The organism is Alkalispirochaeta americana (assembly GCF_900156105.1).
Taxonomy (GTDB): domain Bacteria; phylum Spirochaetota; class Spirochaetia; order DSM-27196; family Alkalispirochaetaceae; genus Alkalispirochaeta; species Alkalispirochaeta americana.
Map to the genome: position 1 here is coordinate 1 of NZ_FTMS01000010.1, position 12,620 is coordinate 12,620.

At 61.3% G+C, this 12,620-nt stretch carries 8 protein-coding genes; all 8 read left to right on the top strand.

All coding sequences use genetic code 11. From position 1 onward, the window contains the following. Window positions 1-407 precede the first annotated feature (407 nt). The 8 genes from BW950_RS08410 to BW950_RS08445 all read left to right on the top strand — a co-directional run bounded on the left by BW950_RS08410 (window position 408) and on the right by BW950_RS08445 (window position 12,552). Complete coding sequence (locus BW950_RS08410; RefSeq protein WP_076488859.1) at window positions 408-1,385, top strand: oxamate carbamoyltransferase subunit AllH family protein; 978 nt, start codon at window positions 408-410, stop codon at window positions 1,383-1,385. A gap of 83 nt (window positions 1,386-1,468) precedes the next feature. After that, window positions 1,469-3,028, top strand: a complete 1,560-nt coding sequence (gene fdrA, locus BW950_RS15365; RefSeq protein WP_076488860.1) for an acyl-CoA synthetase FdrA — start codon at window positions 1,469-1,471, stop codon at window positions 3,026-3,028. A 12-nt stretch (window positions 3,029-3,040) separates the two neighbouring features. Continuing rightward, a complete protein-coding gene (locus BW950_RS15370; protein ID WP_076488861.1) occupies window positions 3,041-4,474 on the top strand; it encodes a YlbE family protein in 1,434 nt (477 codons plus the stop codon). A gap of 84 nt (window positions 4,475-4,558) precedes the next feature. After that, window positions 4,559-5,452, top strand: a complete 894-nt coding sequence (locus BW950_RS08425) for a cyclase family protein (protein ID WP_083943863.1) — start codon at window positions 4,559-4,561, stop codon at window positions 5,450-5,452. A gap of 107 nt (window positions 5,453-5,559) precedes the next feature. Continuing rightward, window positions 5,560-6,753 (top strand): CaiB/BaiF CoA transferase family protein, encoded by a 1,194-nt coding sequence (locus tag BW950_RS08430; protein ID WP_076488862.1) that lies wholly within the window; start codon window positions 5,560-5,562, stop codon window positions 6,751-6,753. Next, window positions 6,754-8,118, top strand: a complete 1,365-nt coding sequence (locus BW950_RS08435; protein ID WP_076488863.1) for an amidase — start codon at window positions 6,754-6,756, stop codon at window positions 8,116-8,118. It abuts the gene before it with no gap. Between the two features lie 74 nt (window positions 8,119-8,192). Then, on the top strand, window positions 8,193-10,145 hold the full coding sequence (locus BW950_RS08440) for an LCP family glycopolymer transferase (protein WP_076488864.1): 1,953 nt from the start codon (window positions 8,193-8,195) through the stop codon (window positions 10,143-10,145). Between the two features lie 214 nt (window positions 10,146-10,359). Beyond that, window positions 10,360-12,552: a methyl-accepting chemotaxis protein gene (locus BW950_RS08445; RefSeq protein ID WP_076488865.1), complete on the top strand. Its 2,193-nt coding sequence runs from the start codon at window positions 10,360-10,362 to the stop codon at window positions 12,550-12,552. Window positions 12,553-12,620: the final 68 nt, after the last annotated feature.

A 12,620-nucleotide genomic window follows, 5' to 3' on the forward strand; every position in this document is an offset into this window, starting at 1 on the left:
TCCCGCGCGGTGTGCTTCCCCTTCTGGTGCTGCTGTTCTATCCGCGCTTCCCCGCCGCCAAGGCGGACCTGCTCCCGGATCGTCTTCATATGCTGGATCGCTTCTCGGTTTCCCACTGTCTTCACTCCTTGCCTATCTTCACGGATCTTACATACCTTACTCTTCACGGGAACAGAACTACCGCAAGACCGTTTGCCCGGTTGCCGATAGCCCGGCAGCTCCATCGTTACTGTACTGCTTGATATAAACTGCCACGGTACGCCCTGACTGCGCTCCTGTCAAGCTATGATAGTTCCTGCGATGCTTCCTGTATAATGTATCCTTGGGCCGGCTCCGATTCAACGGCAACGGCCTTTTCCCGATGACTTTTTCCAGTCTTCCGGTATAATACTCCAAAGGTGGGAAAAATGCTCTATCCCGTGCCTCCAGAGGAGGCTCCCCGGGCGGTGCCGGGAGCGCTCGTGCCCGATCATTTTTCCGGCACCATCCGGGGGCGCCATCGGGGCGTGGCGAACATTGAACTCCGGGACCACTGGGGGCCCTATTTCATCTCCCTCGTTGCAGATCCCCGGGATCGAACCGCCTTCGCGGTGCTCCTCCCCGGCGAAGCAACATCCCTGCTGGAGCAACTTCGGCCCGGCGAAGTCCTCTCGGGGTCTCCCCGGGGGCTGACCCCGGAAGGATCCACCTCCACGGCCCTGATTCTGCGCTATCCCTCGATCCAGGACGATTCGCCCCGGTACCAGGGATTTCTGGACCTCTCCGCTGAAGACCGGGCCACCATCACCAGCAGAACAACCCGGGAAAAGCTCCTTGACATTCTCCTGAAGGAACCCCGCTTGCATCGGGGATTCCTGCCGCTTCTCTTTTCTCCCGCTCTCATCCCCCGGGACGATCCATTCCTTCGGCAGGCAGAGCGAACTCTGGCACCCCTTCGCCTCCCGGAACTGCACGGTCTGCCCCGTCTGGTGGGGCTTGGTCCGGGCTTTACTCCAGCGGGTGACGATTTTCTGGCAGGAACACTGATGGCACTGGATATCATTCCCCGGGCGGTCCCGGAACCCCGGGCGGTCCCGGAACCCCGGGCGGTCCCGGAAGCAGATCTCCGGGAGGGTCTCCTTCACGAGATCCGGCAGGCTCTCTCCAGAACCACCACCGGCGGTGCCACCCTGCTCCGGCTCTCTTTGGAAAGCCGCCCCCCCGCCTTTGCCCATGATATCTGCCACAGCCTGGCCGATGACCACAAAGGGCCCCACGAACGGGCCAAAGAGGCTATAGATATCGCTGATAGCCACGGAAATAGCTCGGGATTGGATTTTCTTGCGGGTTTTGTATGGCTCCTTCAAAGGCATCAGGGATTTGACAGGGAGCAGAACTGGGTGTAGCGTTTACATCTTCGAACGGAGGGTATGATACGGAACCAGCAGGGACCCCAATCACACCATACAGATTGAAAGAGAGGCCTGACGTGAAGCGAATCATCCTGCGGAAGGATTCGTACTACGATTCGGTATTTCTGATGCTGATCAGTACGGACGTAAAAAAACTGGACGGAATCACCGATGCGGTGGTCGCCATGGGAACGGAGATGAACCTGGGACTCCTCCAGGACATGGGCATGAGCGGGCCCGAGCTGGCCAAGGCTGGCCCCAACGACTTGATTATATCCCTGGAGGGAAGCTCCGAGGAAGCCGTAGCAGCCGCCGAAAAAGCGGTGGACGGACTCCTTACCAAAAAAGCTTCCTCCGGGGTGGACGCCACCTACCGGCACGCCAGCAGCGACGCTGCCTACGAAGCCGACCCCGACTCGAACCTGGTGATCATCTCCGTGCCCGGAGCCCACGCTCCACGGGAGGTCAGAAAAGCCCTCAAGGCGGGCAAGCACGTAATGCTCTTCTCGGACAACGTCTCCCTGGAGGAGGAGGTCAAACTGAAGACCCTGGCCCGCGAGAAGGGGCTCCTTCTGATGGGTCCTGACTGCGGCACGGCCATCATCAACGGAAAACCCCTCTGCTTTGCCAACGTGGTCGCTCCCGGTCCAATCGGGGTGGTCTCCGCCGCCGGAACGGGCCTTCAGGAGGTAACGACCCTGATCTCCCGCGCCGGAGGAGGCATATCCCAGGCGATCGGTACGGGCGGACGAGATCTGAAAAGCGAAAAGGTGAACGGCTCCACGACGCTCATGGCCATTGAGGCGCTGGCGGAAGACCCCAAAACCAGGGTCATTGTGGTCATCTCCAAGCCCCCGGCCCCAAAGGTAGCCGATCGGGTAATCCAGGCGCTGAAAAAAACGGGAAAACCCGCCGTGATCCATCTGATCGGGCTGCCCGGGGAATCGTCCCAGGACAATCTCCACTACGCGGCAAACCTTGAGGAAACAGCCCGCAAGGCCGTGGCGATCTCCCGGGGAGAATCCTGGTCCCCCTCGGTCTTTGACGAGGACGAGAAGGAGATCGATGCCCTGGTGGAGAGGGAAACCTCGGCCGTTTCCAGCAGTCAACGCTATCTCAGGGGATATTTCACGGGAGGCACCCTCACCGATGAGGCGGTTTTCGGTCTCAACGACACCCTGGGCGGCATCTATTCTTTCGATCCCAGCGATACAGCCTTTGCACTCAAAGATCCCCAGCGTTCGGAGAAACACACCATCGTGGATCTGGGCGAGGATGTCTTCACCGTGGGGCGGCCCCATCCCATGATCGATCCATCCACACGGACCGACCGGATGCTCCGCGAGGCCGAGGACGAGGAGATCGCCCTGGTGCTGGTGGACTGTGTTATCGGTTACGGCAGTCATCCCGATCCGGCAGGGGCTCTGGCCCCGGCGATCGCTGCGATGCGCCAGGCTGCGGCAAAACGGGGCGGCTATCTTCCCGTTATCGCCAGCATCACGGGCACCGAGGAAGATTTCCAGAACATCGAATCCCAAAAGCGGGCCCTTACCGCAGCCGGTGCAGTGGTGATGCCCTCGAACTACCAGGCCGTCGAGCTTGCCCGGCGCATGATGGCCCTTCTGAAGACACGATAGGAGCAGAGGATCATGAGCAAAAACGCTATCACCGCCCTCTTTGGGCAGGACCTGCAGGTGGTAAACCTGGGACTTGAGAGCTTTGGCGATACCCTCTCGCAATTGGGAACGCCCGTTACCTCGGTGGAATGGAAACCGCCCGCCGGAGGCGATCCCGAACTGGCAGTCCTCCTGGACCGGCTGGAAGAGGCCGAAGCGTCGGGAAAACTCAACCGGGCTGCGGCAAATCAGGAGGCGGTCACCCGAATCCTCAAGGGGAAACCCACCCTGGTGGGAATAGGCATCGCCAAAGACACCGTTCCGGGAATGCACAAAAAGCTTATCATGCACGCCGGACCACCCGTGGAATGGGAGGACATGGCAGGCCCCTTGCGGGGCGCCATCATCGGCGGGCTGATCTACGAGGGGCTGGCAAAAACCCCCGAAGAGGCAGAAAAACTGGCCGCCTCGGGAGAGATCACCTTCGATCCCTGCCACCACCACAACGCCGTGGGGCCCATGGCGGGGGTGACCACAGCCAGCATGCCTGTGTGGGTCATGGAGAACAGCACCTTCGGCAACCGCGCCTACTGCACCCTCAACGAGGGACTCGGCAAGGTCCTCCGCTACGGCGCCAACTCCAAGGAAGTAATCGACCGGTTGCGCTGGATGGAACAGGAACTGGCGCCGATCCTCAAAAAAGCCCTGGAACTCCACGGCCCCCTGGACATGAAGAACCTCATTGCCCAGGTTCTTCAGATGGGTGACGAGGGCCACAACCGCAACCGCGCGGGCACAAGCCTCTTCATCCGCGAGATGGCTCCCTACCTGGTGATGCTCGACGAGGAAAAAGAGAAACTGGCCAAGGTCTTCCGGTTCATGCACGAGAACGACCACTTTTTCCTGAACCTCACCATGCCCGCTTCGAAGTGCACCGTCGACGCCGCTGCGGGGATCGAGGGAAGCTCCCTGGTCTACACCATGGCCCGAAACGGGACAGAGTTCGGCATTCGCCTGGCGGGCCTGCCCGACCGCTGGTTCACAGGCCCCGCGTCTGTGGTGGACGGACTCTATCTGCCGGGCTTCTCAGCCGACGATGCCGCCCGGGACGTGGGTGATTCGGTGATCACCGAGACCTGTGGTATCGGAGGGTTCGCCATGGCGGCAGCTCCGGCGATCGTCAAGTTTGTGGGTGGTTCGCCCGCCGATGCGGTGAACTTCACCCGCAAGATGTACGAGATCACCCTGGCCGAGAACGATACCTACCAGATTCCCGCCATGGACTTTCGGGGAACCCCCACAGGAATCGATGTGGTGAAAGTGGTAGAGCACGGTGTCCTGCCGGCGATCAATACCGGTATCGCCCATAAGGACCCGGGCGTGGGAATGGTTGGCGCAGGGCTGGTAAAGCCTCCCGAGAAGGCCTTTCGGGACGCTTTTGCCGCTTTTGCAGAAAAATACACCTGAAAATGTTCCTGAAGGCCCGGGGTGCCCCGGAGCCCGGGCTTCAGGAAAGAGACCGCAGGAACACCAAGACGGAAGGAGAACGGTATGAAGGACATGAAGGTAATTGATCTGAGCATCCCCCTGGGGATTGGAACTCCTCCCTGGCCCACCTATGAGCCCCTGGAGGTGAAATACTTCAAACGCCTTGCCCCCAATGGAGCAAACGGCCAGCTGGTGACCCACTCGAACCACATTGGAACTCACCTGGATGGGGAGATCCACTTCTACACCCCCGGGAAGGATATCGCCAGTCTGGACATGGACTTTCTCGTCCATGAAGGCGTCATCGTGGATCTCTCGGACGTTGCCGGTGAATACGACGTGTATACATCCCAGATGATCGAGGATCGTGTTGAGGTAAAAGAGGGAGACATCCTGATCATCTCCACCGGATACCACCAGTACAGCTGGGATCAGCCCACGGCCGACGAGGTAACCTATATGGTGAAGCACCCCGGGCCGGACCGGGAGTTTGCCGAGTGGGCCAAGAAGAAAAAGCTCCGCTGGATCGGCGTGGACTGCGGAAGCGCCGACCACCCCATGAACACCAAGATCCGCGACTGGATGCCCCGGAACGCCGCCGAGTGCGACGCTCACTTCAAGAAAAAATACGGCAAGGGCCTGACCGAGGTCTTCACCGACGACAAGTATCAGCTGATGCACCTGGAGATGTTCCCCCACGGGATCGTTCACGCCGAGTGCATAGGCGGGGATATCGACCTGCTTCTGAACCAGCGGGTGACGATCGGATGTTTCCCCTGGCGTTTCGTGGACGGCGAGTCCAGCATCGCCCGGATCGTGGCCTTTGTGGACGAAGCGCAGTATGAGGAGCTGATGGAGAAAAAATCACGCTGCGAGCTCACCAAGTTCGGCGATGTGGCGCGTGCAAAAAATCAGTGGCTCCTTGACGAAGCCCGACAGCGGGCCCGCAAAAGCTGATCAGCAGGTTGGCCCGGGGCCAGCCGCAGTACCGGGGGAGCGATCCCCCGGTTTTTTTTTGCCCCCACACAGAAACGGGTGTACACTTGCTCCAGGAGGACCCAACCATGAAAAGCAGCAAACCCTTGGAAGGCCTGAAGGTTCTGGATATGACCAGGGTATTGGCCGGCCCCTACGCCACGATGATCCTCTCCGATCTTGGAGCGGAGGTGCTGAAGGTGGAAATGCCCGGCACAGGCGATGATTCCCGCCATTTCGGGCCTTTCAAAAACGGGAGAAGCCTCTACTTTCTCAGCATCAACCGGGGCAAGCACTCCATGACCCTCAACCTGAAGACCGACGAGGGAAAGGACATCCTGCGCAAACTGGTTGCCCGCTACGACATGGTGGTAGAAAACTTCCGCCCCGGCGTCATGGAAAAACTCGGGTTGGGCTACGAGGAACTGAAAAAGATAAATCCCGGACTGATCTACGCGGCTGCCTCGGGCTACGGCCACTCCGGCCCGGAGAGCAAAAAACCTGCCTACGATATCCTGGCCCAGGCCGAGGGCGGCCTCATGGGGATCACGGGCTGGCCGGGAGAAGCTCCGGTTCGGGTGGGGTGCTCCATCGGCGATATCACGGCGGGTCTCTTTGCCTCGATCGGCATTCTGGCAGCGCTCCACCAGCGGAACGCCACCGGGCTGGGGCAAAAGATCGACGTGGCCATGCTGGATTGCCAGGTGGCGATCCTGGAAAACGCCCTGGCCCGGTATCAGGCCACTGGAGAAAACCCGGAACCCCTGGGAAATCGCCATCCCACAATCACCCCTTTCCAGGCCTACCAGGCAAAAGACGACTGGTTCGTAGTGGCCATGGGGAACGACAACCTCTGGAAGACCTTCTGTACCGCCACAGAACGACCGGACCTGGCCGAAGATCCCCGGTTCGCCACCAATCCGGCCCGAACCGAGAACCTGGAGGCACTGAATGCTCTCATGGACCCCCTCATGGCAGAGCGGACCGTTCAGGAGTGGTCGGAACTCTTCTCCGAGGTGGGCATTCCCCACGCCCGGATCAACAAGGTAGAGCAGATCATGAAGAGCCCCCAGGTGATCGCCCGGAACATGCTCGCCTCCGTGGAGGATTCCCTGGCGGGGACAGTCCAGGTGGCGGGAAACCCCGTCAAAATGAGCGGTTTCGAGGACTCCACCGAGCGGCCGCCCCTCCCCGAACTGGGAGAGCACACCCGGGACGTTCTCACCGGATTGGGCTACAGCCAGGAGGCAATCCAGGCCCTCCAGGACCAGGGGGTTATCTGAATGAAATACGTTGCCCCCCGGGACCCTGCGCGGCTTCTTTCGGTACTCCGCCGGGGCGAACGGCCCCTTTCGGTGGAAATAGAGACAATCCTGGACCGCCTGGACCGCTATGAGGAGACCTTGCAGACCCTCCTGCCCGATGAAAGCCCCCAGCAGCGACGGGATCGCCTTCTGGCCGAGGCCCGGGCACTGGAAGAGCGCTGGCCCCGGGCCGAAGAACGGCCGCCCCTCTTTGGTCTGGTGGTGGGCGTGAAAGATCTCTTCCACGCCCGAGGGTTTCCCACCCGGGCAGGCTCCCGGCTCCCGGCGGATACCTTCCGGGACGAGGAAACCCCCGATGCGGCGAGTCTGCAGCGGCTCCTGGACGCGGGCGCGCTGGTTCTGGGGAAAACGGTCACCACGGAGTTCGCTTATTTCGGGCCCGGACCGACCCGAAACCCCTGGAACCCGGACCACACGCCGGGAGGATCATCAAGCGGTTCTGCCGCTGCCGTGGCAGCCGGATTCTGCCACCTGGCCCTGGGAACTCAAACGATCGGCTCAATCTCTCGCCCTGCGAGTTTCTGCGGGATAGCAGGATACAAGCCAAGCTACGATCGGATCAGCCCCGCCGGGGTGATTCCCTTCTCGCCCAGCGCTGATCACGTGGGTGTCCTGGCTCCCTCGGCACAGGCTTTGCGCCTGATCGCACCGGTTCTTACCCGCCACTGGAACGATCCGGAAGCACAAGCGCCCACAGCCCCTCCAAAGGATACCCTGCGCCACCGGCTGGGAACGGTTCTGGTCCCCGACGACGCCTACCTGGAACAGGCAGCTCCCGAGAGCCTGAAAGCCCTGGAAAGCCTCTGCGAGCGTCTTCAGGGAATCGGCGTTACCCTTCTTCGGGTGAAGGCCTTTCCCGATATCGAGGAGATCAACCGGGCCCACCAGGAAATGATCGCCGCCGAGTTTGCCCAGGTCCATGCCTCGTGGTTTGCCGAGCACCATCAGCTCTACCACCCCCGAAGCAAGGAGCTGGTAGAGCGGGGAATGGCCATACCCCAGGACACCTATGCCCGGGCCTGTGGCGGGCGACAGCAGATACGCGACCGGATACAGGAGACCCTGGACCGTCACGGGGCAACGCTCTGGCTCTCGCCAGCCGCTCCGGGAGAAGCCCCCCGGGGGATCGACTCCACGGGAAGCCCCCTGATGAACCTGCCCTGGACCTATGCGGGAGTTCCCACAGTGGCAATCCCCCTGACCACCCTGCCCCACGGAACGGGGCCGGAGGGACTTCCCCTGGGAGTACAAGCCGCAGGACACTTCGGTGCCGACGAAGTACTCCTGAACCGGGCCGTTCAACTCGAAGAAGCGCTCCAGTAGGAGCGCTTTTTTCTCTGCCGGGGGTCTTCAAGGGTTAATGCGGACCCCCTCCCTGTGGTACCCTCTGGGCGTTTATGAAACCCTTCACACTCCGCCCCCGAAACGTTCTGGTTTTCTTCCTGATCTTTCTCGGCACGGTGGCCCTTGTCGTCACCGCAGGAACCCTGGTGCACCGCACGGCCCGTCTCCAGCAGAAACTCGAGAGCCTGAGCAGCAACCTGAGCGCCGAAGTAGAACGTCAGAACCAGCGGGGGCACCTCCTGGAAAACAACCAGCGCGTGGCCACAACCCATCTCCAGGAAGTTCGCGCCCTGATGAACCTTCCCACAGCGGAATTCCGGTTCTCCCTGGATGATACGGAGCTGGACCCGGGGACGGAAGACGACGAGGACCTTCTCCTGCGCGCCCTCGACAGGATCGCCGTCCACCATGAACGCGAAGCCCTTCAGAAAGAGCTGAACGAGCTCTTCTCGCCGGGAAGCTCCCTGGCAGAAGATCTTCGCCAGAAGAATCTGACCATCGAGCCCGGTGCCCGACGCGGCCTCTGGACCCTCGAAGCCCCCCTCACGGACGATACAGACGATACAGACGATACAGACAACACACACCAGACAGACTCCCTTTCCCCCCTGGCAACAATCAGCATCTCGGGAACCACTCCGCCGGCGCAAGCCGTGATTGAAACTGCCGATGGCGCATCGCGAAGGATCTCCTACACTGGCACCCTGCGGGAACGGCACCAGCAGATATCAACCGCCCTGGAAGAACTCCTGCCCCGGGCCCGGGAACACCAGGCAGCCCTGGCTGCCAAAGAAACCGGGAAAACCGGTCAGGATACCGCCCCGGACGAAGCCCCGGCCAGGGCAGACCTCGCCCCGGACGAAGCCGCCAGGGAATATCTTCAAACCCGGGCCGCCACGCCCCGCGTCCAGGAGCGTCTTGCGGAACATCGCCTCCACCTTGCCCGGGAACCCCGGGAAACTCTGGATTTCTACGTCTTCGATATCACCTCCCTGGAGGGGGATACCCCTGAAGGCTCTTCCCTGGGGTCCCTGGCGGTGCTGAAACACACCGGCGAAATCTACCTGCTGGACCAGGAAGACATAATGATCACCGGTCTCAAAACCCTGGGAAAGGAGATCGAAGCACTCAGCAACCCCCAGGTGAGCTCTCCCGAGGATGCCCAAACCCTGCCGGAGAGTTTCCCCCCGGGCTTTCGGGGCGGCTCTCACCGGGATGGAACAAACATCCTCCTGGTCGGCACCCACGAAACAAAGGCCGACTCGATCATGCTCCTCCACCTCTCGCCAGAGAAGACAATCTCCATCGTGAGCATCCCCCGGGACCTCTACTACCAGGGACGCAAGCTCAGCGATCACTACGAAATCTACGGAGCCCGGACTTTCCTGGCCCGGATATCCGAGATTATCGGCCGCGAGATCGACGCCTACGTCTCCATAGATATGTACGCCTTTATCGAGGTAGTGGATATCCTCGGGGGGATCACTCTCACCCTGGAGGAGCCCCTGCGGGACCCCACCTACCGCGTCCGGGACAACGGAACCTGGAGCACCCTCTCCTTCCCTGCCGGCACTCACACCCTCTCCGGCGTGGAAGCGCTCCGCATCGCCCGATCCCGGGCAACCACCACCGATTTTGGACGCTCCAGCCGCCAGCACGACATCCTCGAGGCTCTGCGGCGGAGGATCAACACCCTCCACGCGGGCAACCTCTCCCAGGTCTACCGGCTGATACAAACCCTGGCCACCTACGTGGAGACCGATCTCACCCCCTGGGAGATTACCCAGTTTTTCCTGGCCTACCGCAATGCCCCCATCACCAACCGCTCGGGCATGACCTATTACAACATTCTCTATTCCACCTACAGCAACGTCCACTACCAGGGGATCACCCTGGCCGAGGCTGAAGCCAGGGAAAACTTCTTTATGGGGCTCTGGATTCTCCTTCCCCGGGGAGGGAACTGGGACGTGATCCGCTGGTTTGTGGACGAGAACACCGGACCTTGAAGAATCCCCGGGATTGCACATCGGAAGCAGTCCTGAAAGCAGCCCCGGGAGCAGCCCCGGGAGCAGCCCCCAAAAAAAGTCGGTCATTTCACTGGCAAAACGGCTTTCCGTCCATCATAATCTGATGAGGAGGACGTTCCTCCCGGCTACCTCACGTCACGTTGTTTGTATCCGGGCAAAGGCAACTACTCCTGCACTAGTAAGGGGGAATCGAATGAAGAATATCAAACTGGGGATCAAACTGGTGGGAGGCTTCTCGCTGGTTGCCGCAATCGTTCTGGTGGTGGGGTTCTTCGGCTGGATGGGGGCCAACCAGATGAATCGCCATGTCGATGAGATCGCGCGGGTACGTCTCCCCAGCGTGGACGCTCTCCTCTCGCTCCGGGGCGAGTCCAACGCCCTGCGTATCGCCTTCCGCTCGCTTTTGAACCCCCGCATGTCCATGGAGGACCGGGAGCGGCAGTACGAGAACATCGAGACCGCGCGCCGGCGAACCTACGAGGACGCGATTGGTATCTACGAACCCCTGCCCCAGACGCCCGAGGAGGCCCGGCTCTGGCAACAGTTTCTCCCGGCCCTGGAGACCTGGGCAGAATACAACAACAACTTCATCACCGAAACCCGCCGCATCGAGGAATCGGAGATCCTGAACCCCGAGGAATACCAGGTAGTCATTCAGGGATTCATCGGCGATCACCAGGAGCTGATCCGGAACGTGGCGGTACTCCTGATCACGGGGAATGATTTCGCCGGCGGTGACGACCACCGGCGATGCGGCTTCGGCCAGTGGCTTGCAGAATACCGCACCCAGAACCCGGTAATTCTCCAGGCGATCCGCGAGATCGGCCCCTACCACGAGGCGTTCCACCGGACGGTCACCGAGATCCGCACCGCCCTGCGTCAGGGGAACCAGGCCCGGGCGGAGGATCTTTTCTCCCAAACCCTCCTGCCCAGCGCCGACCGCACCATCGAGCTCTTTGGCACGATGCTCGCCGAGGCGGACCGGATAGACAATATCTACGACGAGCTGAGCCACCAGGCCCTCACCGAAGGGGTCCGCCATCAGCAGGCAGCCATGGCAATCCTCGATCAAATCATTGACATCAACCGGGCCGTGGCAGCCGAGGCAACAGAGCAAGCCGTCCGCGACGGCGCACGGGTACAGCGGATCGCCCTGACAGGAATCATTCTGGGAGTAACCCTGGCGCTGGTCCTGGGCATGCTCCTTACGCGGGCAATCACCGGGCCCGTCTACAAGGGAGTATCCTTTGCCCAAGAGCTGGCAAAAGGAGACCTCACCACAACCCTCGATATCGACCAAAAGGACGAGATTGGCATCCTGGCCAAGGCCCTCCAGGAGATGAGGGATCAGCTCCTGAGCGTTGTCGCCGATATCCAGTCCGCCTCGGCAAACGTCTCGGCAGGGAGCGAAGAGATGAGCGGCACCGCCCAGCAGCTTTCCCAGGGAGCAACGGAACAGGCCGCCAGCGCCGAGGAAGTCTCCTCTTCCATGGAAGAGATGGGCGCCAACATCCGCCAGAACTCCGACAACGCCATGCAAACCGAGAAGATCTCCCAGAAGGCAGCCCGCAATGCCACAGAAGGAGGCGAAGCGGTTTCGCAAACCGTAACTGCCATGAAAGAGATCTCCGAAAAGATCAATATCATCGACGAGATCGCCCGCAATACCAACCTTCTGGCGCTGAATGCCGCCATTGAGGCCGCCCGGGCCGGAGAACACGGCAAGGGCTTTGCCGTGGTGGCCAGCGAGGTGCGAAAACTGGCCGAACGAAGCCAGAAAGCCGCCGCCGAGATCGCGAATCTCTCCCGCAGCAGCGTGGCCGTAGCCGAACAGGCAGGAACGATGATCAGCGAGATCATACCCGACATCCAGAAGACGGCCGAACTGGTCCAGGAAATCACTGCGGCCAGCCGGGAGCAAAACAGCGGGGCCGATCAGATCAACCAGGCCCTGATGCAGCTCGACCAGGTGGTACAGCAGAATGCCTCGGCATCGGAGGAAATGGCCTCCATGGCCGAAGAACTCAGCAGCCAGGCCGAGCAGCTCCAGAGCACCATGGAATTCTTCCGGGTAAACAATTCCGGTCGGAGCGGGGAGGCGCCACGGGGGGCCGCCCTGTCTCATCAGAAAGGTGCGGCCTCGGGAGGCCGAAGCTCTGGGGCTTCCGGATCCGGCGCGTCCGGAGCCAGAGGAGCCTCATCCAAAGGAACGGGAGGGCCGGGGAAGAGCACTCGGCGACTGGAGCAGCACCAGTCGGGCGCATCGGGATCATCCGAGAGGGGGATCACTCTGGCCGAGAAGGGATCCCAGACAAACTCCCGGATATCGCTGGACCTGAACGAGAACGGCCCCGACGATATCGACGGCGAGTTCGAGAGCTTCTAGCTCCCGACCGGTCAGCCCGGTCATGCAAGAACCCTACACCTTTACCAGCGCGCCCTCCTCGGGGGGCG